This is a genomic window from Labrys sp. WJW, assembly GCF_001676615.1.
In the GTDB taxonomy this organism is placed as follows: domain Bacteria; phylum Pseudomonadota; class Alphaproteobacteria; order Rhizobiales; family Labraceae; genus Labrys; species Labrys sedimenti.
On record NZ_LYXZ01000009.1, the window covers coordinates 1 to 22,440 of the forward strand.

Consider the following 22,440-nt stretch of genomic DNA (forward strand, 5'->3'; position numbering starts at 1 on the left):
CCTGAATTGATTGCCGGCCGGCCCGCCGCTATTGGGGCGGTTGAATGTCCTTGCCGATATCGACCGAAGGGGCCCGTCCGCAGGGAAGTCCTCAGGCCGCGAGCAATTCGTCCGCCGGGCCGAAGAACTCGTAGTGGATACGGTCGGATCGCACGCCTGCGAGCGACAGTGCCGAAACCGCCGCACGCAGAAAGGGCCTTGGTCCGCAAATATAGTAGTCTGCCTCGCTGGCCGGGGTATTGGCGATCAGCCAGCTATCCGTGATGAGGCCGGCGCGATCATAGTCGCGTCCGGCGGTTTCATCGGCGAGCGGCGTCTGGTGAAAATCGGTGACGCGCACCGCCTTGCCTTGGGAGGCAAGCGCCCGGACATGCTCGCGCATCGCATGGGTCTGGCGATTATGCGTCCCGTGGATGTAGTGGACAGGAACGTTGCTGCCGGCGGCGACCAGCGCCTCCAGCATCGCCACCATCGGCGTGAGGCCTACGCCGCCGGACAGGAGGACCACAGGGCGTTCCGGACGGTCGGCAAGAAAGAACTCGCCCGCCGGCGCCGCCACCTTGAGGATCGTTCCCGCGGGGGCGTGGTCGTGGAGCCATCCCGACGCAAGGCCGTGGGGCTCGCGCTTCACCGATATGCGATAGGTCTGCCCATTCGGTGCAGCCGAGATCGAATAATTGCGCTTGATCGGCGGGTGGCCGGGGATTTCGAACCAGAAGGTGAGATATTGCCCCGGTATGTGGTGCATGACGCCCTTGCCATCGGCTGGCCGCAGCACGAAGGATTTGATGACGCTGCTTTCGCGCACCACGTTCTCCACGCGAAAGTCGCGCCAGCCGTTCCAGCCGCCGATGGCTTCCTTCTGCTCGGCATAGATGCGTTCCTCGCGTGCAATCAGGATGTGGGCAAGGAACCAGTAGGCCTCTCCCCATGCGGCGAGGATTTCGTCGGTCGCGGCATCCCCCAGCACGGCCTTGATCGCACCCAGCAGGGCATCGGCGACATGGGGGTAGTGCTCGGGCAGGATCTGGAGCCCGACATGCTTTTGAGCGATTCGCTCGACTGCAGGCACGAGCGCGCTCAAATTGTCGATGTTGCTGGCATAGGCAAGGATGGCACCGGTCAGCGCGCGCGGCTGTGATGCCGCATCGCCATGATGGGACTGATTGAACAGATCTCGAATGTCAGGGTTCCTGAACATGCGCGAATACATTTCGCGCACGATATCGAGCCCGTGGGCCTCGAGGGCGGGAACTGTGGCTTTGACGAGCGCGATGGTTTGCGCACTGAGCGGCTGCGGCATGACATCTCCTGTAATTTGGATGCTTTCGGGACAGGGTTTGATCGAGGCAAAACATGTATTCTGGATGCATCTATACCGGCGAAATAAAACATGCAACAATGATGCATATTTTTTGGAGCAAATCGGTGCGACTGACGCGCTACACCGACTACGCCATGCGCGTGCTGCTGTACCTTGCCAGGAAGCCGGACACGCTATGCTCGATCGGCGACATGGCGCGCGCCTATGCCATCTCGCAGAACCATCTGATGAAAGTCGTCAACGATCTGGTGAATGCGGGCTATCTGGAAAGCGTGCGCGGCCGCCATGGCGGCATACGCCTGGCCAGGTCCGCCGCCGACATCAATGTCGGCGCTCTCGTCCGTCATACCGAGGACGATTTTGACCTGGTCGGCTGCGGTTCCTGCATCATCGCGCCAGCCTGCGGTCTCACAAGCGTGCTGGACGAAGCGCTGCAATCGTTCCTGGCGACACTCGATCGCTATTCCTTGGCGGACATCGTCGCCCGCAAAGGCGATTTCGGCTACCTGCTGAGAGCCTCGTGAGACGGCGGGTTTGCCCCGCCTTTGTAACAATCCTCGCGTCGACCGACCAGAATCCCAAAGGCGAGCCCATTCTCGGAGGCCGGCCGGGAGAGTGAGGTCTGAAGTGTCCCGCGGGGGGCTTGGAGGCTCATTCCGAGGCAGGACGTTTACGGACGTCGGGGCAGAGCTTTTTTCAGGCTCATTGCCTCTTCCGGCCCCACTTATCTTCGCAAACGGGGAGTCTTCGGCCCAAGCCAGAGATCCGTAAAAAAACGTTTGGCGAATTCAGTATTTTGTGCGTATGCTACCAGTTACGTTCAACAGAGAACGCGGTCACGGCACGTTGCGCAGCGCGCAGTAGGTACTGTGCGTGACCATCCCCCCAAACATAAAAGATAATCGTACGGCACGACATGCGTTGTGCTGTCCGGATCACACTGTCCAACGTAAATCTGGAGGAGTCCGCCTATGAATATAGACGGAAGACTGAGCAGCTATGCGTCTAATGGGTCACGTGTTCGAGTTGCCATAGACGTTGGAGGAACATTCACCGACGTTTTCATTCTGGACTCCAACGGCAACCAGACCGTTGCAAAAGTCCCAAGCACATCCAATCCGATCGATGCCGTCATGAATGGCGCTGCCGCGGCCCGGATCGATTGGCATGACGTGGAACTGTTTACCCACGGCACGACGATCGCCACCAATGCGCTGATAACCCGCAATTTCAAGCCCGCGGCAATGGTGACGACCAAGGGTTTCCGCGATGTTCTCGAAATCGGGCGCGGTACCAGAGAAGACCCCTGGGATGCCTACAAGGAAGGCACTCCGCCCTATGTTCGCCGGCGCGATCGTTTCGCCGTTACCGAACGCATCAACTATCGCGGCGAGGTCATCGAGCCGTTCAACGAGGCCGAGGCTCGCGAAGTAGCGCGCATCCTGCACAAGCGGAAAGTGACCGCTGTCGCAGTGTGCTTCATCAACGCCTATGTCAACGGCGCTCACGAACTGCGAATGGCCGAAATTCTTGCCGAAGAGCTCGGGCCGGATGTCGCAATCACGACCTCGCACGAAACCCATCCGGAGATCTTCGAGGACGACCGGTTTTCCACGACGGTCGCCAATACGATCCTGGCGCCGATCATCCGGCCCTATGCGCGCGATATCGACCGCAGAACCACCGAGGCCGGGTATGAGGCCGACGTGCTGCTCCTGCATTCCGGCGGCGGCGTGATAACGCCGGCGACGGCGGAAAAATACGCGGCGCGGCTCGCGGCTTCAGGCATCGCGGCAGGGGCGATCGCGAGCAGGCATTTCGCCGGCCTGTGCGGCTACAAGAATGCAATAGGCCTGGATATGGGTGGAACATCGGCCGATATTTCGCTCGCAGCCGACGGCCATCTGCGGATGACCGACAAGTGGGAGGTCGACTGGGGCCACCCGATCTGCTTCCCCTCGGTCGAGGTTCTCACCATTGGCGCAGGTGGCGGCTCGCTCTCCTGGCTCGACAAGGCCGGGTCGCTGCGTAACGGCCCGCAATCGGCCGGCTCCGTGCCCGGTCCCGCCTGCTACAAGGCCGGGGGCACCGAACCGACCAACACCGATGCGAACATCATTCTGGGACGCGTTGGTACCGAACTGGCCGGTGGCACGATGAAGCTCGATCGTGATGCCGCCCTGGTGGCGATGACCAAAATCGCCGAGCCGCTCGGGCTCAATGTGATCGAGGCCTCGCTCGCCACGCTGCGGGTCGCAAACGCCAATATGGCCGATGCAGTTCGCCTGATCTCCATTGCCCGGGGCCACGATCCGCGTGATTTCGCGCTGGTGGCTTTTGGAGGTGCCGGCCCCCTGCACGGCGTCGACATCGCGCGCGAGCTCAACATTCCGGTCGTGGTGGTGCCGCCAAACCCCGGCGTGACCTCCGCAGTCGGCTGCATGCTCGTCGATGTCCAGCACGACGTGACCCGGATGTTCTTCAAGGACGCCGTCGAGGCCGATCCGGCCGACATCGAGGCAGCGTTCAGGGAGATCGAAGCCGAAGGGCGCCAGCGGCTGGAAACCGACGGCGTCGACGAGAAGGACATGACGTTCCAGCGTCTCGTCGACATGCGCTATCGCGGCCAGTGGCGTTCGCTGGCGGTGCCGGTTTCCGGCCAGATCAAATCGATGAAAGAGGCGATCGCGATCTTCCACAACGAATATCAGAAGGCGCACAACTTCCGGCGTGAGGACTTTCCGGTCGAAATCTATCGTCTGACCGTTCGCGCCATCGGCGTCACCCCCAAACCCTCCTTCCCGAAAGTCAAGATCGACAAGGATGCCCAGGCGACGCCCAAGGGAACGAGGCAGGTCTGGTTCCACGGACAGGCCGAGGCGATGACCACCAACCTCTATGACCGCGATCATCTGGCGGCCGGGGTCACGATCAAGGGACCCGCCGTCATCGACCAGCTCGACTCGACCACCGTCATCCCGCCGGACTGCGTCGCCCATATCGACGAGTGGCTCAACATCCAGATCAAGCTCGACGCCGCATAAGCGATGCCAGGCATAGGAACATGGAGAGGAAGAACAGCATGAGCAACTCCGACAAATATGCAGGGCTGTCCGACAAGGGCATCCAGCATCCGCCCCTCCCTGCGGATCGGAAGACGGTGTTCAAGACCACACTCGACCCGATCACATTCGAGGTTCTGCGCAACGCCTTCGTCAACATCGTCGACCAGATGGCCGAGCAGCTGCTGAGAACCTGCTATTCGTTCGTGATCTACTGCCGCGACTTCTCGTCGGGGCTGAGCGATCCCCAGGGCAACCTGGTGATGCAGGGAACAGGCGACATCGCCGCGCATGTGGGAACACTCCATTATACCTGCAAGGCGGTGATCGAGGCGTTCGGCGACGACATCCATCCCGGCGACGTCTTCATCATCAACGACCCCTTCCGCGGTGGCAGTCACTTCAACGACACGCGGATCCTGCGCCCGATGTTCTACAAGGGCGAGTTGATCGGATACTCGCAGGCCAATGGTCACTGGGCGGACATGGGCGGCGCAGCACCGGGATCCTTCAACATCACCGCGCTCGACCACATGGGCGAAGGGCTGCGCATCACGCCGGTGCGCGTCTGGAGCAAGGGCGTCTGGCTCGAAGACGTGGCCCGCATGATCGCCGCCAATACGCGCAATCCCGGCGACGTCATCGGTGACATGCAAGCCCAGGCCGAGGCGACCGCCGTGGCCGAGCGTGAGATCGTCCGGCTTTGCGACAAGTATGGCGCCGAGACGATCAAGACCGCGTTCCAGGAGGTGCAGGACTGGGTCGAAGTGCTCATGCGTGCGCGCCTTGCCGAATTGCCTGATGGTACCTGGTACGCCGAGGACTATATCGATCAGGATCCCAAGCTCGAGGAGGGCCTGATCCCGATCAAGATCAAGTTCACGATCGACGGCAATCATGCCCATTACGATCTGTCGGGATCGCATCCGCAGATTTCCACCTTCCTGAATGCGGCCTATGGCGGCTCGTTTGCGGGCATCGTGGCGGGAACCAAATATCAGTTCCCGGATCTGCCGCTGAACTCCGGCCTCTACCGGGCGGTAACCGTGAACGTGGGAGAGCCGGGGACCGTCGTCAACGCGGATTGGCCGAGCCCTTGCGCCGGCTTCTGTTCGGGCCCGTTCGAAAAGCTCATGAACTCGGTGTTCGGCCTTTGGGCCGAAATCCTGCCCGAGCGAACTATGGGCTGCGCCTTCAATCTCGAATATCTGCTGGTCGGCGGGCGTGACACCAGGATCAAAGGGCGTCCCTATTTCATGTGGTATGACTGGATGGCAGGTGGCTGGGGCGGTCGCAACGGCCGAGACGGCTTCAATGCCACGGCCCCGGTGTTCGGTGCGCAATATGGCATCCAGCCCCTCGAGGGCCAGGAGCGCCTCGCTCCCGTGCTGACGAAATGCCATGATTTCGTGCAGGACTCGGCCGGTCCCGGTGAGTCCCGAGGCGGGCTCGGCGCCGAGAAGGGCGGCTCCGTCTTCGAAGGCGAGCGTATCGTGGTGTCCTATTGCTGCGATCGCGAGCGCTCGGTCACATGGGGCATGTGGGGCGGCCTGCCCTCGATCCCCCACGGTGTGTGGCTCAACAAGGGGACGGAGAAGGAGCGCTATCTCGGGTCCATCTTCTCCAACCTGCCGGTTGAGCTGGACGACGTGTTCACGCGACCATCCGCAGGCGGCGGTGGCGTCGGCGACCCCTTGCTGCGCGATCCGCAACTCGTCTGCGAGGACGTCGCCGATGAATATGTCAGCGTTGAGCGGGCAAGGATCGACTACGGCGTTGTCATCCGGGTGATCGATCGCGACCTGGCTCAGTATGAGGTCGATGACGAGGCAACCGAGCGGGAACGCCAGCATATCGCCGCGGCTCGCCTGGGCTGGCTCGATGCGGACGCCGAGACGATCGCCGCGGATTATCGTGCCGGCAAGCTCAACGAGATGGATTGCGTCCGGCAATATGGCGTCATCCTCGATTGGGGTGATGGCACGCTCCTGCCGAATACGACCAATCAGTTTCGCCAGATGTTCAAGCGCAGGGTTGTGCCCTATTGGGGCAAGACGCTGGCGGTCCTGGGCCAGGAAGCAACCCAAAGAACCCGAGCCGCCTGAGGCGACCGCGGAGGGGAGGCGGAGCACGGAACGCTCCGCCTTCGCACCGGAGCAAAGCGCGTTTAGACCCAAACGCTGCATTGCTCTCACTCTTTGGTTCGACGCGTCTTTGCGGTTCTTGGTGACACCACCAGATCGCAAAACGCTTTAGTGCCGCTCCTTGGGGCGGTCTGCAGTCGCGCTGGGTTGGCTGGGAACGCCAACGCCATCGTGTTCAGGGCAACGCGCACATCTTCGATGATACGGGCTTCCATCGCTTCGCCTTCTGCGCGAGCAGGCCCGCGCATGCACCTGCTGAAGGTAGTTCTCGCGTGTAGGGAAACAGCCAGCCGCGACAAGAGACGGCTGGAATTTCACATCCTGCGGACCGGCCACTGATCCCTGGTTCCCCAGCCGTCATTGGTGCGACCGCGACCACAGAGGGGACATCATGGACAAAGCCAGTAGCGTTCCAAAACCTGACATCATCTACCAGGACGAGCCTGGAGTCTTGCGCCAGGCGGCCGCCGAGGATTTCTCTTTGCATATCGTGCCGCCGACCTGGCGAAGCTCGCGATTTTCGCTTGCGATGGCTTGGTTCGGCCTGATGAGCGCCATGTTCTGGGTCGTCGTCGGCAGCACGGTCGCATTGTCGGTCGGCACGGTCGATACGCTGATCGGCATTGCGCTATCGACGGTGGTCTACGGCGTTCTGTGCAATGTCGCCGCCCGCTTTGCGGCACGAAGCGGTACGAATGTGGCGCTGTTTTCCCGGGCGGTTTTCGGGCAGGTCGGCGCAACGTTCGCCGCGCTGCTGTTCGGGGTGACGATCACCTATTACGCCATTGCCGAGGGCACCATCGTCGCGATCGCACTTCAGGACTATTTCGGCGGACCGATGAGCCTGTGGTATTTCATCGTCTGCTGCTACAGCGCCCCTCTGGTCATGCGCGGCGTCCGCACCTGGCTGGACCGGATCAATGGGGTTTTGCTTCCTCTCTATGTCCTTGGCCTCATCGCCTGCGTCATCTGGGCGATCGTTACACATGGATATTCTAACAACTGGCTGACTCATCTTCCAGCAAAGAGCGCCGACATGGGTGTTCCTGGCTGGTGGTTCGCCTTCACGGTCTATATGGGCGTGTGGGTCGTGGTGATGATGACGTGGGACGTAGCCCGCTTCGGCCGCAAGGAGGATGCGATTGCCAACGGCAATACGAGCTTCGGCATTCCCTTCTATGTCGTCACACTGCTGATCAACGGCGCAGTCGGGATCTTCATCGCCGAGACCATTCCGATCGTGGGGCCGTTGTCGGAGACGTCGGCGATCATTGGCATCGTGGCGCTGATGGGGCCTTTCGGTGTGCTTCTGGTCTGGGTCAGCCAGACCAGGATCAACACGATCAACTTCTATCTTTCATCCACCAACATGCAGAACTTCTTTGCGCGGGCATTCAAGATCTCTTTGCCCCGCACCGTGTGGGTGGCGATCATGTCCGTCGTGATCTTCCTGGTGATGCTCACCAATGTCTTCGGCTACCTGCTGCAGACGCTGCAGTTCCAGGGCGTGATCATCGTCGCCTGGGTTGGCGTCGCCATGACCCATGTCGGCTGGTGCTATCTGCGCGGGATCAAGGCCGACATGCTGGAGTTTCGTCCCGGCCGGGTTCCGCTGGTCAACCCGGGCGGACTCGGGGCCTGGGTGGTGGCATCGGTGGTCGGCTGCCTGCTCCTGGTATTCGGCGGCAGCTTTGGCGGCATCTGGGCACCGCCGATCACTCTGGCGATAGCCGTCGTCATCTATGCGGCGTCTCTGGGGATCGCGCGCGCGAATTGGTATATCGTGGAGCGGCCGCACGACCCCAGACGCGAGGTCGACGATCCCTGGACTGCAAGGATCCGTTGCAGTCATTGTTCCCAGGCCTATATTGCCCACGAAATGGATCGCGACCCTTCATTCCGTCATGAACCGATTTGCCTGGCATGTGCGTCCGACCGCCGCGAATTCCTGGTGGCAGCCCGGGCGGAGGCGAGAACCTATGTCGGGAACTGCGAGCCGGTCATGCTCGACTCCAGGCGCAGTTCGGCAACGTAGAACACCATTGCGGGCTGCGCCTTCGGTGCAGCCCGGCTTGCATGACCGCCCTCGCTCGGGCGTCGCCACGGGGGCATCTTCGATAGATCTCGCCAGAGCCGGTCGGGCTGTGCCCGCATTCTTCATGGAGGTTCAGGATCGCACCATTCCCTGGGGGATGCCGGCAGGTCCTCGTCGTCGCTCCAATCGAGGGCGCTCAGGATTTCCCCGGAAACGACCTCCACCGTGGTTCGCCGTCTCATCGCCAACTGGCGCAGCATGCCATAGGCTTCCTGCTCCGAACGGCTGTTTGTAAGCATCATCGCGAGCTTGGCGCGTTCGATCGTGCGGCAGGTTTCGAGCTTGGCCTGCATGCGGTGCAGGTTTGCGCAAAGCCGCTTTTCGCGCCGGAAATTATTCACTGTCACCAGGAGATTGGTGAGAATCCCGAAGGGTCGGATGGGTAGTCCGATGACGGCATTCGCTCGAATTCGCAGCAGTCTGTCGATCGCGAGGGGATTTTCATAGTCGATCACCCCGATCAGGACCGCAGGGGGATCGTCGGCCTGCCATTCAAACGTCAGCTTGTGTTCTATGATCTGGTCGAACATTGCGAAAACGATATCGATGTTTTCGAAAGTGCTCGGCGGGGGCCAGATTTCTTCCACATGACAGCCGATCCGCATCAGGTGAGACCGTAGAGCCGCGCCTTCGCTGTTCTTCGGCTGGACGAGCAGGACACGCAAGGATCGCAGGTCCTTGACCGAAACCATCTGATCCCTGTCCTTGCCACTGGAGGAATGGGAACCCCGCATGATCAGATCCTCTCACCGGCATCCGTTTGTCGCGAGCGGCCTGCCTGTCGAAGCGCATGGGGCTTCTCAGGCATTACTGGATCACTCCTGAGTGCCGAAAGAGTCGGCGCGAAGCGTTTTCGGCAGGTCGGGAGGCTGCAATGGCGTGTCCTCGTCATCCAGGAAATAGGCGGCCCGATACGGGTCGGGGGGGACGGCGTGGCTGGTCTCGGCCACGATGTCGAACTGCCCGTCCTCTCGCACGACTCCAATCTTGGGCCAGACATGCGCGTGGGAATTCAACGGGTCGATGGCGATCACACCCTGCGGCGCGTCGAAGGTCGAACCGAGGATTTGCGCGCGCACGAGATTGACGTTGTCGGAATCGCACTGCCGCATCGCCTGCGCGACCACATGGGCCTGGGTGTAGGCGGCCTCCCAGCCCATGTTCGCATTTGGCTGTTCGCCATGCACGGCCTGGTACCGCTCGAGACACGACCTGTTTGCTAAGTTGGTTTGCGACTGGAAATAAGTGGCCGCAGTAATATGGCCGGATGCTGCACCGATGCCGATTTCCCGGATGTCGGTTTCGCTGGTCGTCAAGCTTGCCACCGGCATCTGATAGGCGTCGAGGCCGTTGTCGGCATAGGCCTTGTAGAATTTCACATTCGAATTGCCGACGAAATTGTTGAACACGATATCCGGTTTGCGGCTTTTCATGTCCTTGATCAGGGCGTCGAATTCTTCAATCGACGCTTCTTCTGGAAGGTAGCGCTGGCCAACGATCTCGCCATCGCGGGAGCCGATCAGATCAGCCATGATCCTCCCGGATTCACGCGGCCACACATAATCCGAACCGACAATGTACAGTCTCGGCGTGAAGTTCTCCAGAAGATAGGATCCTAGGAAGAAACTATTCTGATTGGGAACTGCGCCAAAATAAACGATGTTCCTTGAATATTCGAAGCCTTCATATTGCGCCGGGTAGCACAATAACCCATGCTCCCGGTCCAGGACACTCAAGACGGCCTTGCGTTGGCTGGAAGTATAGCATCCAAGGATAATGCTTGCCTTCCTTTCCGACAAAAGTTCGCGGGCCATATCCTGATATGCTGATGGCTTTCCCTCGGGATCGCCATAGATCGCAACGAGCTCGCGCCCGTTTATGCCCCCTGCCTCATTGATCTCGTCGATGGCGAATTTGGTCGCGGACAGCATGCTGCGCTCGGTTGCCGCGGTCCAACCCGTTTTCGAGAACAGCACCCCAATATGGATTGGTCGATCGCTTGTCATTATTGCGCAAGACTCCATCAACACGAGAATGCGGCACCCTGCTCTTAGCCAGCAAACTTGCCATTCGAGTGGCGCTGCCGTCGCAGGTGATCTCAAACGCTAGAGGAGCGGATCTGGTCGGTCAATGCTTGTTCAAGACTGGATTATAAGGCTGTACGCGGATGCTTGCGAGACCATTGCTCGTACAAAGTCTTCTTCGGCTTGCCCGGGCATAGCCGACGCGCTCGCTGTCAAGCTGACGCGGCTCGGGTCGACCCCGCTTCGGAGCAGCGGGTGGGTGCTCCATCCAATTCATCGTCGCCCATGCCCGGGCGCTCGTGGCGGTTGAACGGCTGCGCTTTGCTCCGTTGCTTTGGGAGCGGAGGATCGGCAATGCGGCCCGGCTGGGGAGCGGCGCCTGGCTTCTCCAGCCCGCCGCGCCCCCGCTCCGAAATGCGCAACAAGGTGAATGTTGAGTCGGGCTCGCGATATTTACGGCAGCGAGCGCCGGCTATTATCGGGCACCAAGAAGCCTTTTCCACTCGAACAGGAGACGCCGACCGATGGCGAATGCCCAGACGCTAAAGGCACAACGCGACAAGACTCTCGAACTGACGCGTTCGGGGCCGCCGGCGCGCACCTCCAATCCCTTCTTCGGCGTTGGGCCGATCACCGACGGCACACTGGACGAGGTCGATGCCCGCCTCCTGCGCTTCGAATTCGATAGCTGGCTCGAAAAGAACTACCGGAAGCTCGACGACCGGGGTGGCGATCTCGGCCCCTTCACCACGGCCGAGGTCGGGCGGAGCATGCATCGGGGCTATCCCGCCGACAAGTTCCTGACCGACATGATGCGGGAGATCCATCGCTATTTCGAGTTCCCCAAGGCGAACAAGATGGCGGTGGGGCTCGGCGGTGGCCATAGCGGTTTCACGGTCTGCGCCCTCCACCTGGTGACCGCCAGCGATCCCAGCCAGCATGTCTATGTCGACACGCTCCGGCCGGAATCCGAAGCCGCCAAGGCCGGCGGCTTCTTCCGCCAGTCCTGGGGGGCGCAGCTCATCGAGATGCACCGCTACGCCCGCAATGGCGATGAGTCCCGCATCCACTTTGCCGAGGAAGAGGGCGCCATTCCCAGCGCCGACGCGCTCGAAAGGATGGGCGTCAAGCTCTTCATCGGGGTTGGGCATGAGACCACCGGCGCCACGACCTATACCGCCCAGGACATCGCCAATCTGCTCGAATGGCTCGACCGCAATCCGGCCGAACACCATGCCGTGCTCGACGCCACCTCGATGCTCGGCGCCATGCCCTGGGGCGAGGAGGCGGTGAAGAGCGTCATTGCCAAATGCTGCCTGTTTATGCCGTTCCAGAAGGCGATCGGCGGTATCTCGGGCTACTTCGTCGTCTCCTTCACGCCGCAGGCGCTGGATCTCGTCGAGAGGAACCAGAAGTCGCCGTCCTGGGCAATCCCGCGCCAGCTCAAGATCGTGGCGCCGGTCGATCCCAAGCGCCCTCTCACCGGCGAGAGGACCGTCAATGTCGGGCCGATCTATGACCCGGCGCAGGACAAGATGCTGGGTGGCGTGATCAACACCTACTCCACCCTTGCCTTTGCCGAGACCACTTTCGGCCTGCTGCGCTCGGAAAAGCGCCTCGGGTCGGTTCAGGACCTCTACAAGCGCTCGGTGCGTAACCGCGCCGCCGTGAACCAGTGGGTGGCCAGCCATCCCCTGTTCGAGCTCGGCGTCGCCGATCCCGAGCGGCGCGGTGCCGCGGTGACGCTGCTGCGCATCAGGGATGCCGACATCACCGACGCCGCCATCCATGCCCGTATCATCGCCCGTTCCAAGCAAATTCTTGCCTATGAAGGCATCACCCATCCCAATGGCGAGCATGAGCGCGGTCTCGACGTTGCCCGCTATGTCAACGCCTTCCCCGGCACGCCCGGCGATTATCGCGCCTGGATCGGCGGCATCCGGCCGGTGGAGGACATCGATGCCTTGCTCGACAATCTCGAATACGCCTATCTGCGTGCCAAGATCGTGGTGCTCGAAGAAGAGCTCGCCAAGCTTGGCGAGACCTTCCCGGCCAGTGCCGATGGCGGTGGCGAGCGTGTCAGGCGCGACGATCCGAACCGGACCTACAAGGTATTGGTGGCCGATCTCATCGGCATGCGCTTCGACGGTGAGGGAGAGCCCGATCACCAGGAAGTCCGCCGCCACATCGAAGCGAAGGGCGGCGTCTTCCATCTCGGGCCGATCCGGGACGAAGGCGCGTTGGAGAAGGGGCGCATCCACTTCTTCTACCAGCCCAATCTCAGCACCGAGGCAGAGCTCCTGCCGCAGACCGACAAGGGCCAATATGATGCGGTGATTGCCGCGGCCACCTTCCTGCCGAAGAATTCGGTGTTTCCGCTCGGCGGCGTGCGCATCGGCGCCGGCACCGGCAATATGGGTTCGGTCTCCTGGGGTGGCGGCAGTGGCGTCGGCGGCGAAGCGCCCCTGATGAACACGCCGAGCTTCAACAGCCGGGCGACGGCCCAGATGGCCTTCAAGGCCCTGCTCAAGGTGGCGCCCGACCTCAAGGTCGACGAACTGCATCGGCGCGTCGTCGCCGGCGAGTTCGATACCGGCAAGCATTTGCGCGACTTCCCGACCGAAAAGCTGGAAGGGCGGCGCATCGCGGTGATCGGCTATGGCAATATCGGCCGCGAGCTCGCCAAGCTCGCCAGCGCCTTTGGCATGCAGGTGGCCATCCATGCCCGCGAGCGGCACAAGGATTGGATCGAGTCGGAAGGCTTCGAATACGCTCCGACCGCCGAAGCTGCGGCGGAGGGGGCTCATGTCCTCACCGTGCATACCGGTCTCGGCCCGGTCGATGCCAAGAGCGGACGCTTCGCCAACCAGTCGCTGATCGGCAGCGATATCCTCAACCGCCTCGCCGATGGCGCCGTGCTCATCAACTATGACCGTGGCGAAGTGGTCGACGCCGACGCCCTCGATGCGGCGTTTGCCCAAGGCAAGGTCTCCTATGCCTGCATCGACGCCGATCTCTTCCGCAATGCGGCCGACGGCACGCTGTCGGGCCCGATGGTGCCCTATCGCGCGCTCGAAAGCCGGCATCCCGGCAAGCTCGAACTTTTGCCGCATGCCGCCGCCGACACCGACCATCCCTCGCGGGTGGAGGGGGCCAGGCAGGCCGTCGACCAGATCTTCGACGTCATCCAATACGGTGTCGTCACCAATCTGAAGGGCGATCTGCCGCCGGGCTACCGCAATGCCGGCGCCCGCACCGTCAATGGCATAGGTGCCGTGACAGGTGGCACGCTTGCTCGCGCTGTCGCCGATGAAACAATCCTGCGCCAGGCGCGCGAGGCCGTGGAATCCCTCGCCGCGATCTGGGGAGCACTGTCATCGACCACCGATCCGGACCGTCGCGCCACCCTGTTGCAGCGCTATGGCGCCGCTCTCGTGCGGGACACCAACCGCTACACGGCGCTGACTGAAAAGCTCGGGCTCAGGGGGCCTTATGCCTAAGGCTAAAGGAACTGGTTTGGCCGGGCGGGACCGCCGTGGATAGCACCGGTAGGACATGAGCCAGCGATCATGCTGGCTCCGATTGGATGGAGGTCTCGCAACACCTCCATCCAGCCTACCGGTGGCATCGGCACCCCAGAAAGTGGCTCGACAGGATGACGTTGATCCTGGACGGATTGGGCAGGGCTGCCTCAGTCGGGCGGTCCAACAATTGGGGGATCGGAGCCCCAGAAACCTCTAGCACTCGCGGGCATAAATCGGGGAGTACTTCTCGTAGAAGCCCGGAGCGTCCATAGCGGGCTTCTTTCTGTCATATTCACCGCCCAAGGTGACCGGGACGACAGCAATAGGTTTCCCTGCAGACTTGTGAATCAAGATGGCCGCTGAATATCCCAATGGCCTGGCTCAGGCGATGAACCAGGCCGGTATGGACCCTTCATGGCTTGCAAGGCGGGTGGGCGTGGATCTTACCCAGCTGGAGGCATGGGCGGCGGGCCGGGAAGCGATCCCTCCCGACGTTGCGGTGAAGTTGTCCGCCAAGCTGAAGACCACTGTGGCGGACATTCTATACGGGCTGGGACAGATCGAGGACGGTCGGCCCTCGAGATGGCAGATGCGGCGGCGAGGCTGATAGCCACGGTGGCTCTGTTCCGCCAGATCCCGATTCATGCCGTGGCGCAGGAAGACGGGACGTTCGGAACTCGCTTCGAAATAGAGATTCTGGGTTCATGGCCGCCCCTGAACGGTCGATGATGACGAAGGCCGTCTCCCATTTCGCAGGCCGGCTACGGATTGGACGGGAGAACGGGCTTTCCGCGGAAAAGACCCATTTCAGGATACGCAGACGAGGTTATGATCCCGGTGCATGCGCCGCCCGAGGGCGGCGCATGCCTTTTCTTGTGAATGAATATTGAAACCAGACAAAGGGGAGGGATCGCGATGACCACGGAACTGGATGGCGGTATCACGCGGCACGGCGAGGGCTATGAGCAGGTCGAATGGAACATTCTTGGCCAACGCTATTTCCCGAAGGCCGATTGCGGGTCGACCTTCGCCTTCGAGGCGAATTCCGAGCCCGGCCAGTTCGTGCCTGTCCACATCCATCCGACGCAGGATGAATTCATCTTTCTGCTGGAAGGTCAGCTGGAGCTGAAACTCGACGGAAAGTGGCAGACGGCCAAGCCCGGCGACCTGGTGCGCATGCCGCGCGGCATCCCGCATGGCTATTTCAACAAGACGGACAAGCCGGCTCGCGCGCTTTTCTGGGTGTCGCCCGCCGGCCGGCTGCGCGACCTGTTCAAGACCTTGCACAACATGTCCGATGTCGAAGCCGTCATACGTGCTTCCGCGGAACACGACGTCGATTTTCTGCCTCCAGAGGCCAATAACTGAGACCAGGGCTTTCCGGAAAGCGGGAGCGGGGTGAGGCGAGCCCCGCTTTGCGAGCGGCAGGCCTGAAAGAGAGAGTAAGATGCGATATCGGGTGGTCGACTGGACCTGGGCTTACGACAACGCAGCGAACATCCCCGGGAGCGCGGCGTGGCCGAATGCCTGGGTCGAGCCCGCCCGGATTGCCCGCGAGGCGCTCGTCGCCGATGACCGGGCGCGGCTGGAGCTCGCCTATGGCGACGATCTTCGCCAGCGCTTCGACCTGTTCTATCCCAAGGGGAGCCCGGCCGGTCTGGTCGTCTTCGTCCATGGCGGATTTTGGATGGCGCTCGACAAGAGCTTCTGGTCGCATCTCGCGCAGGGGGCGCTGGCGCATGGCTATGCAGTGGCGATACCCAGCTACCCGCTTGCTCCGGAGGTGCGCATCGCCGACATCACGAAGTCGATCGGCCAGGCCATCGTGGCGGCTGCGAGCATCGTGCCGGGCCCGATCCGGTTGATCGGCCATTCCGCCGGCGGCCAGCTGGTGACGCGCATGATCAGCCAAACGACGCCGCTTCCCGATGAAGTCCAGGACCGGATCGCCGGAACACTCTCTGTTTCGGGCCTGCACGACCTTCGGCCGTTGATGAATATTGCGCGCAATGCGACGCTGAAGATCGATACGAACGAAGCCAAAAGCGAGAGCCCGGCCCTGCTCGAGCCTTTGCCCGGCAGTCGGCTGATCTGCTGGGCGGGTGCCCGGGAGACCTCCGAGTTCCTTCGCCAGAATGCGCTCCTCGGTAATATCTGGCGAGGTCTCGGCATCGAGACGGATGTCGTCGAGGAGCCGGACCGCCACCATTTCAATATCCTGGATGGGCTCGTCGATGCCGACCATGCCTTGACGCGCGCCCTATTCTCCATGTGAGACGCCTGGCGCGTCGGGTCAGGGTTGTGTCCCCGATTCAGGCCGGAGGCCGCTCGCCGCCTTGCCTTCGGACCTTCGCACCCTGATCTCGATCCGGCGCCGTTCCTTGACGTCGCCCCTGACGGATCCATCGGTCACCTTGTCACCCGGCAGGATCATCTGGCCTCCGGAGAGAGGAAGAACCGTCACGCCCTTGAGACGAGGGTCATTTTCGAGGACCCTGGCGACGGACACGGCCCGGGCCATGCCCAGACCCGCATTGTCCGCGGGGGTGAGACCATCGATCTGCACCTTGCCTGCCAGGGCAGGGATGAGCTTGCCATCCAGATTGGAAGCGCGGTTGTTGACGGCCTGTTCATCCGTGTGGCCGATCACCTCGACGACATCGACATCATATTCGGCGACGATCTTCGCCACCCGCTCGACCACGTTCGTCTTGAGCTTCTTGTCGAAATCCGGCGTGAGGTCGGCCCGGCCGATCGCAAAATTGTAGCCACTGGCTTCGCTCAAATTGATGATCGGTGGCCAGTCGTGCTCGCCGCGCCCCTCTCGCTCGGCTTGCTGTGTCTTGGCGCCCTTGACGATGAGGTCGGCCACCTCGGACACCGACAAATTCCCGAGTTCGATGGTTGTCATTCGGCTTTTCGCTTCGGCAATCTGGCGCCATGCCGTTGCCAGATCGGTTCCTGTGACGTCGGTGGTCAGCGTGGGCAGGATGTCCTTGAGTTTCGAGGCATATTGTTTCAGCTGATCCGGATCGACACCGCTCTTCTGCAATCTGTCGACGAGATCGCGCGCTTCGACCAGTTTGCGCCAACTATCGTCGACTTGTTGGGGAATTGCTCCGGCGCGTTTGAACTCGTCGAGGAGAGCGGCGAGATCCTTCGACGTCTGCTGCTCCTTTGCGAGCGCCGCTTCGGCCTGCTTCAGGCGGGCGGCAAGAAGGTTGGCACGCTCCTGTTCTCGGCTGAACATGACCGTCAGGGCGATCAGCAGGCAGAAAACCAGCAGCAGCATGATCTCCGCCATGGTTAGGCCGAGCACGATGCCACGCCGATAGGCCGCCCCATCCGAGCCGATGGAGGTTGTTCTACGCATCGGCCGCCGCCGATTTGCGCAAGAGGCGCCTGATATATCGCAGCGGCCTGCTCTGCTTGGCGGCGGCCGCCCCTTCCATCTGCCTGGTCAGACTGGCAATCGCCTCAGCCAGATTGTCGATGCGGGCATTGCGCTTGGCTTCCGTGTCGAGAAGCTGGGTCGGTGTCATCGGCGAGTTGTGTTCGATGAAGGTTGCCACGCTGTTGCTCAACTGGGAGACGGCCTGCGTCAGTTCACCGACCGAGGGCTGCAGCTTTTCTTCGATGACGTTGGCGGGCACCTGCAGGCTCTTGAGATGGTCCGACACCGCTTCCAAGGTCGCCGCGAGCCTGTCCGTGCCTTCCGACAGTTTCGCCGTTTCCGCGGCGAACTTTGTATTGGCCGCCTCGACACTCTCGAATGCGGATTTGGCAAATGCCTTCAGGATCGTGGCGCTGGCATCGGCACTGGCCTCGATCGGCCCGGCGGCCTTCCGGGTCAAATCCTCGAAGTCGCCGAGCGCCCTGCTGGTCGCATCCCGCACACCCTCGCGGGCTTCCCCAAATCCCTCGGTGATCATCTGCTGGGAAGAGCGGCGGAAATTCGCGATTTCGATCACGATGGTGTCCAGCTCCCGGCGAACCCGCCGGGTGGCTTCCGACAGTTCCAGGCGCGAGGCCAGCTCGACCTCATAGGGATCCTGCCGCATCTGGCCGAACAGCACGCGAAGGGCGACACCGGCGATGGTCGAGGCGATGGCGACGCCGAAATTGCGGACGATTTCCTCCACCGCACCCTCGGCCTGAAACTGATAGAGCGACACGCCAAGGCTGGTGAGGGTGAAGAGGAAGCCCATATAGTAGATATTGTCGCCGGCCTGGTCCAAGCGCAGGCGGAAGCGCCGCAGCAAGACGATGACAAGCGCATAGACCACCATCACCGCCACCGGCACTGACGTCACCAGGAAGGCCGGATAGTGCAGTAGTTTGGCGGCAATGATGTAGGCGCTGCCCGCCAGAACGAACAGGCTGAAGAGGCTGGCACTGATGGCGCTGTCGGTCGTCGACCAGGCCTTGTCCTGGACCATCGTCAGTTCACTCCCTGCAACCGGTCGGCGCCGTCGAACCTGCCGTTATTGTCGGCGATCCACTCCTGCCAGAACCGGATATGCGCAACGCTGTCGATCGGTGGCTTCTGGCGCTGTACATATTTGATGCCCAGGTCGGCGCCGTGAAGATCGGTCCTGAATTGTTTGTAGGCGATCGACTTCCTGAAGCGGGCGAAGGAGAGGTCGCCGCGATACTGGCTGTAGTCTCGTCCGTTCTCGATCATGTCGGAGACGACCACCAGCTTCTTGGGAACGCTGTCCGACTTGGCGCCGGTGAATCTTTCGACGGCAATTGCCTGGATGGTCGCCATGATCGGAGAACTGTCGGAGGGAATGCCGGCCAGATCCGCGGCCAGAGCCCGTTCGAGTGGTTGCTTGAACCCCTGCATCCATTTCCGCCTGGCAAGCTCCTTGTTGCCGGTGAGGGCGTCCACGCTCGAACCGTCTCCCGGATTGCAGGCCCGGAACTTCACGGCCCCGCCTGACGCACCGGGCTCCAGGATGCGCAGTTCGAACAGGCCGTAGTCGGGCGTCGCCTCGGCCAGATCGGTGAGCTCCGTCATCAATTGCTGGCGGCCGATCGGCGGCAAGGCGTCCGAGGCATCGAGCAGGACGATGGTCATGGAGGTCGGCCCATCGACGGGACACAAATCGGCGGCGAGTTTCGGCGGAGCCTGTGTCGTCAGCTTGAGATAGGCAAAACCGGTTGCCACCGCTGCAGCCGCCAGCAGCAGGAGGCCACCCAGGATGTAATGCGACAAACCGCTCGTGGCGCGCGAGCGCCTACGCCTGTTTCGGGCCATCACCCATCCCCGGCTCGGGAACGACGTCGTCGAGCTGCTGATATTCGTCCATGGTGGTCTGGTAGGCGGTATGGATCTCCTTCACCTCGGCCGTCAGCATCGCCTGGATCTGTTCGATGCGGGATCGCAGGTCGCGCAGGCTCCATTCACCCTCGGTGTTGGCCTCCACGCTCACCTTGGAGAGCGAGAAGGCGCTTGCGAAACGGGCCGGAGGCGGCGTCTTGCGGGTCTTGGCATTCGCCTCGCGATAGACGCTGATCAGCACGTTTGCGGCTCGTTCCAGATGCTCCTGATGTTGGCTGAAAAGCTTCAGCATGCGCGCGCGATTGGCGATGATGGCTTCATACTCGCCCCGCCGCAGGGATAGATCGCTGCTGATATCCTGCATCCTGTCCTGATATTCGTCTCGGACGTCTTTCAGGTTTTCATCGAGTTCCGCCCTGCGGTCGCGATAGGCGTCCCTGGCCGCTTCGAGCCGGTGCTGGACTTCTGCATAGCCGGGATAAGCGTCCGAAAAGGTCAAGCTGTCGATCAGCGCAACCACCGAAAACATCAGGCCGAGCCCGAAAAACAGCCAGGAATTGAGGTCGCGCAACTGCAAAGGGCTGGTGGCCATGACCTGCATGACGCGCTCGCCGCCTCCCTCCAGGAACTGGGCGGATACGTCGCGATAGTGGGCCAAAGCGAGATTGAGGCCGAGAGCGAAGGCCACGTAGAAGCAGAAGGCCAGCACCCCCAGGCCTTTGCGGAACACGCTGTTGTGGGCAATCTGCTTGACACCGAAATGGCCGATGATGAAGGTGCCGAAGATATTGAGGGCGGCAAAGGAGATGGCTTCGGTTACGCCGCCGAGCAGGCCCTGTTCGCTGCCCTTGGCCAGGAAGTTGCCGTTCGCAAATGCTTCCACCACGAACATCACGATGAGAAGGGCGATTTTCAGGAAGGTCGTTGCGCCACCGTGGACACGGGCGGTGCGGTCGATCTTGTGCTTGCGCCGGAAGGTCTGCTGCTCGGCGTCGAGGTCGCGCAGGTTGCGGCGCAGCGCATAGAGGTCGTCGCGCCCCGCGCGGGCCTCCAGTTTGAAATCGCCGACGGCAGCCGGGGCGGTATGCTGGATCTGCGTGAACCTGTCCTCGAAATCGAGAGCCGCCAGGCGTTCGGCATAGGTGCGCAACTCGTCCTCGATGGTGGCATGAGCGGCCTTCTTGGCGGCCTCGATGCGCTCGATGATCTGGGTCTCGACAGAGTCCATCGTCTCGGACGACGTCGCAGGCTCCTCGTTGCCGCCACGTTCTCTCCCCCGGCCGGCAAGGTTGAGCTCGGCAGCGAGCCGATCCGTGTCGATATCCGCAAAGGTCTCGATCGAGGGACGCTTGTCGTGAGAAGGCTTCGTGATCCCCTGCAACAGGCGGGCGAGGGCAGTGCTCTTCAAGATGCAATATCCAGAAACTCAAACGAAATAATCGGTCGGCATTTCAGCCGACAGCGTAGTTATATAGGCAGTGTTGCGCGTATCATAGCGGTGGTTTTGCAGCGGTGGCCCTCGATTGCGGGGGAATGAACACGGCGCCCATCCCGATGGATACGAGACTGCTCGCGGACTCCATCGAGCTTTTCGGCCTCGCTGGTGTACCATTCGGGGGCGCCGGGGCTGCCAGCCGCTTCCGGGACCTTGACAGCGCCCTGTTGGCCAGAACAAATAGGAAACATCTGATGTGGGATTTCAGATCATGGAAACCCCTGCCACCATCCTCCATGCCGACCTCGATGCCTTCTATGCCTCCGTCGAGCAACTCCTCGATCCCAATCTGCGCGGAAGGCCGATCGCCGTCGGCGGCGGGGTGGTGCTGGCGGCGAGCTACGAGGCCAGGGCGTTCGGGGTGCGTGGCGGCATGTCGGGCCGCAAGGCACGCGAGCTTTGTCCGCAACTCGTTTTCGTCGGCGGCCACTTCGACGAATATCAGCGCCTTGGCGACGCGGCGATCGCCATACTGGGGGACTTCACGCCACTGGTGGAGCGCATTTCGATCGATGAAGCTTTCGCCGATGTCGCCGGCTGCACCCATCTTTTCGGGACACCGGCCGATATCGCTGCCACCATTCGAGGGCGCGTGCGCACGGAGTTGGGCCTGCCGATCTCCATCGGCGTCGCACGGACAAAGCACCTGGCCAAGATCGCTTCCCAGGTTGCAAAGCCGGACGGCCTCGTTGTCGTCGATCCCGCGCGTGAGCTCGACTTCCTTCATGACCTCCCTGTCGGCCTGATGTGGGGTGTCGGGCCGGTGACCGAAGCCAGGCTCAAGGATCGCGGCATTCTCACCATCGGCCAACTCGCCAAGACGCCGGGCCATTCGATCGAGCGGCTTCTGGGCCGCGCAGCTGGCGAAAAGCTCCGCTCGCTCGCCTGGAACCGGGATCCCCGCCAGATCCGCACGCAGCACCGGGCCCGATCCGCCGGCGCGCAATCCGCACTGGGGCGGCAGCCCGCCATCGCACGCGTGTTCGTGCCGGCCGTGCTTCAGCTTGCCGATCGCGTCGCCTCGCGTCTTCGTGCCAAGGCCTTGGCCGGCTGGACCGTGACCGTGCGCGTCCGGTTCGCCGACATGCGCGCCATCACGCGGTCGATAACGCTCGAGGCGCCGGTCGCAGCGACGATTGCACTGGCGGAGATTGCCATCAGGCTGGTGCGCACCGCGCTTGCCGACCACCCGCGAGAAACCATCATCACGCTCGTTGCGGTTTCCGTTTCCCATTTGCACAAAGAGCGGGAGACCCAGCTCGATCTTCCGCTCACCCTTCCCGGCGAGAAAAGGCGGCCCGGCGGAGCAGCGCGCGAGTCGGCCGATCGCGCCATGGATCTCATTCGCCAACGCTTCGGGCGCGACGCGGTAGGGTACGCTACGGCGGCGCTGGATCGAAAGCGATCCGTTCCGGATGCCTTCCGAGAACTTGCTCAGAAAGATTTGGGTGACCGTGAGGAGGACGGACAAGCAGAGCCATGACG

The 22,440-nt window shown here is 62.1% G+C and carries 16 protein-coding genes; 9 read left to right on the top strand and 7 right to left on the bottom strand.

What is annotated here, in order from left to right:
- Nucleotides 1-91: 91 nt before the first annotated feature.
- Nucleotides 92-1,303 carry an NO-inducible flavohemoprotein gene (hmpA, locus tag BA190_RS06050; protein ID WP_068284217.1) on the bottom strand — a complete coding sequence of 404 codons (1,212 nt, stop codon included), beginning with the start codon at nucleotides 1,301-1,303 and terminating at the stop codon, nucleotides 92-94.
- Nucleotides 1,304-1,428: 125 nt separating this feature from the next.
- On the opposite strand from hmpA, the gene BA190_RS06055 reads away from it, so the two are divergent.
- The 4 genes from BA190_RS06055 (at nucleotide 1,429) to BA190_RS06070 (ending at nucleotide 8,565) form a co-directional block, all read left to right on the top strand.
- Nucleotides 1,429-1,848: an Rrf2 family transcriptional regulator gene (locus tag BA190_RS06055; protein WP_068284425.1), complete on the top strand. Its 420-nt coding sequence runs from the start codon at nucleotides 1,429-1,431 to the stop codon at nucleotides 1,846-1,848.
- A gap of 447 nt (nucleotides 1,849-2,295) precedes the next feature.
- Nucleotides 2,296-4,368, top strand: a complete 2,073-nt coding sequence (locus tag BA190_RS06060; protein ID WP_082979494.1) for a hydantoinase/oxoprolinase family protein — start codon at nucleotides 2,296-2,298, stop codon at nucleotides 4,366-4,368.
- A gap of 38 nt (nucleotides 4,369-4,406) precedes the next feature.
- Nucleotides 4,407-6,491: a hydantoinase B/oxoprolinase family protein gene (locus BA190_RS06065; protein ID WP_082979495.1), complete on the top strand. Its 2,085-nt coding sequence runs from the start codon at nucleotides 4,407-4,409 to the stop codon at nucleotides 6,489-6,491.
- Nucleotides 6,492-6,921: 430 nt separating this feature from the next.
- Nucleotides 6,922-8,565, top strand: coding sequence for a cytosine permease (locus BA190_RS06070; protein WP_068284220.1), 1,644 nt, complete (start codon nucleotides 6,922-6,924; stop codon nucleotides 8,563-8,565).
- Between the two features lie 122 nt (nucleotides 8,566-8,687).
- Here the strand turns inward: BA190_RS06070 and BA190_RS06075 are convergent, their stop codons facing one another.
- Together BA190_RS06075 and BA190_RS06080 are read right to left on the bottom strand one after the other, a co-directional pair.
- A complete protein-coding gene (locus BA190_RS06075) occupies nucleotides 8,688-9,317 on the bottom strand; it encodes an ANTAR domain-containing response regulator (RefSeq protein ID WP_162275057.1) in 630 nt (209 codons plus the stop codon).
- A 123-nt stretch (nucleotides 9,318-9,440) separates the two neighbouring features.
- A complete protein-coding gene (locus BA190_RS06080) occupies nucleotides 9,441-10,631 on the bottom strand; it encodes a transporter substrate-binding domain-containing protein (RefSeq protein ID WP_068284225.1) in 1,191 nt (396 codons plus the stop codon).
- A 542-nt stretch (nucleotides 10,632-11,173) separates the two neighbouring features.
- On the opposite strand from BA190_RS06080, the gene BA190_RS06085 reads away from it, so the two are divergent.
- From BA190_RS06085 to BA190_RS06100, 4 genes are all read left to right on the top strand, one after another.
- The gene (locus BA190_RS06085) at nucleotides 11,174-14,149 is read left to right on the top strand and encodes an NAD(P)-dependent oxidoreductase (RefSeq protein WP_068284228.1); all 2,976 of its coding nucleotides are present in this window, start codon (nucleotides 11,174-11,176) and stop codon (nucleotides 14,147-14,149) included.
- Nucleotides 14,150-14,525: 376 nt separating this feature from the next.
- A complete protein-coding gene (locus BA190_RS06090; RefSeq protein ID WP_068284231.1) occupies nucleotides 14,526-14,780 on the top strand; it encodes a helix-turn-helix transcriptional regulator in 255 nt (84 codons plus the stop codon).
- A 308-nt stretch (nucleotides 14,781-15,088) separates the two neighbouring features.
- Nucleotides 15,089-15,541 carry a cupin domain-containing protein gene (locus tag BA190_RS06095; RefSeq protein ID WP_068284234.1) on the top strand — a complete coding sequence of 151 codons (453 nt, stop codon included), beginning with the start codon at nucleotides 15,089-15,091 and terminating at the stop codon, nucleotides 15,539-15,541.
- Between the two features lie 79 nt (nucleotides 15,542-15,620).
- On the top strand, nucleotides 15,621-16,448 hold the full coding sequence (locus BA190_RS06100) for an alpha/beta hydrolase (protein ID WP_068284237.1): 828 nt from the start codon (nucleotides 15,621-15,623) through the stop codon (nucleotides 16,446-16,448).
- Nucleotides 16,449-16,466: 18 nt separating this feature from the next.
- On the opposite strand, the gene BA190_RS06105 is transcribed toward BA190_RS06100, so the two are convergent.
- Genes BA190_RS06105 through BA190_RS06120 form a run of 4 tightly spaced genes read right to left on the bottom strand, consistent with a single transcriptional unit; the run spans nucleotide 16,467 to nucleotide 20,868 of the window.
- Nucleotides 16,467-17,546 (bottom strand): OmpA family protein, encoded by a 1,080-nt coding sequence (locus tag BA190_RS06105; RefSeq protein ID WP_068284240.1) that lies wholly within the window; start codon nucleotides 17,544-17,546, stop codon nucleotides 16,467-16,469.
- Entirely contained in the window at nucleotides 17,539-18,612 is a 1,074-nt protein-coding gene (locus BA190_RS06110) for a hypothetical protein (protein ID WP_068284243.1), read from the bottom strand. The genes BA190_RS06105 and BA190_RS06110 overlap by 8 nt, the downstream gene beginning before the upstream one ends.
- A 2-nt stretch (nucleotides 18,613-18,614) precedes the next feature.
- Complete coding sequence (locus BA190_RS06115) at nucleotides 18,615-19,436, bottom strand: hypothetical protein (protein ID WP_156771378.1); 822 nt, start codon at nucleotides 19,434-19,436, stop codon at nucleotides 18,615-18,617.
- Nucleotides 19,417-20,868, bottom strand: a complete 1,452-nt coding sequence (locus BA190_RS06120) for a hypothetical protein (RefSeq protein WP_068284248.1) — start codon at nucleotides 20,866-20,868, stop codon at nucleotides 19,417-19,419. Before BA190_RS06120 ends, BA190_RS06115 begins: the two co-directional genes overlap by 20 nt.
- A 298-nt stretch (nucleotides 20,869-21,166) precedes the next feature.
- On the opposite strand from BA190_RS06120, the gene dinB reads away from it, so the two are divergent.
- Nucleotides 21,167-22,438, top strand: coding sequence for a DNA polymerase IV (gene dinB / locus BA190_RS06125; protein ID WP_068284431.1), 1,272 nt, complete (start codon nucleotides 21,167-21,169; stop codon nucleotides 22,436-22,438).
- Nucleotides 22,439-22,440: the final 2 nt, after the last annotated feature.

Coding starts and splice junctions, on each gene's coding strand:
- hmpA (WP_068284217.1), bottom strand. CDS start 1,303: ATGCCGCAGCCGCTCAGTGCGCAAACCATCGCGCTCGTCAAAGCCACA.
- BA190_RS06060 (WP_082979494.1), top strand. CDS start 2,296: ATGAATATAGACGGAAGACTGAGCAGCTATGCGTCTAATGGGTCACGT.
- BA190_RS06065 (WP_082979495.1), top strand. CDS start 4,407: ATGAGCAACTCCGACAAATATGCAGGGCTGTCCGACAAGGGCATCCAG.
- BA190_RS06070 (WP_068284220.1), top strand. CDS start 6,922: ATGGACAAAGCCAGTAGCGTTCCAAAACCTGACATCATCTACCAGGAC.
- BA190_RS06075 (WP_162275057.1), bottom strand. CDS start 9,317: ATGGTTTCGGTCAAGGACCTGCGATCCTTGCGTGTCCTGCTCGTCCAG.
- BA190_RS06080 (WP_068284225.1), bottom strand. CDS start 10,631: ATGACAAGCGATCGACCAATCCATATTGGGGTGCTGTTCTCGAAAACG.
- BA190_RS06085 (WP_068284228.1), top strand. CDS start 11,174: ATGGCGAATGCCCAGACGCTAAAGGCACAACGCGACAAGACTCTCGAA.
- BA190_RS06090 (WP_068284231.1), top strand. CDS start 14,526: ATGGCCGCTGAATATCCCAATGGCCTGGCTCAGGCGATGAACCAGGCC.
- BA190_RS06095 (WP_068284234.1), top strand. CDS start 15,089: ATGACCACGGAACTGGATGGCGGTATCACGCGGCACGGCGAGGGCTAT.
- BA190_RS06100 (WP_068284237.1), top strand. CDS start 15,621: ATGCGATATCGGGTGGTCGACTGGACCTGGGCTTACGACAACGCAGCG.
- BA190_RS06105 (WP_068284240.1), bottom strand. CDS start 17,546: ATGCGTAGAACAACCTCCATCGGCTCGGATGGGGCGGCCTATCGGCGT.
- BA190_RS06110 (WP_068284243.1), bottom strand. CDS start 18,612: ATGGTCCAGGACAAGGCCTGGTCGACGACCGACAGCGCCATCAGTGCC.
- BA190_RS06115 (WP_156771378.1), bottom strand. CDS start 19,436: ATGGCCCGAAACAGGCGTAGGCGCTCGCGCGCCACGAGCGGTTTGTCG.
- dinB (WP_068284431.1), top strand. CDS start 21,167: ATGGAAACCCCTGCCACCATCCTCCATGCCGACCTCGATGCCTTCTAT.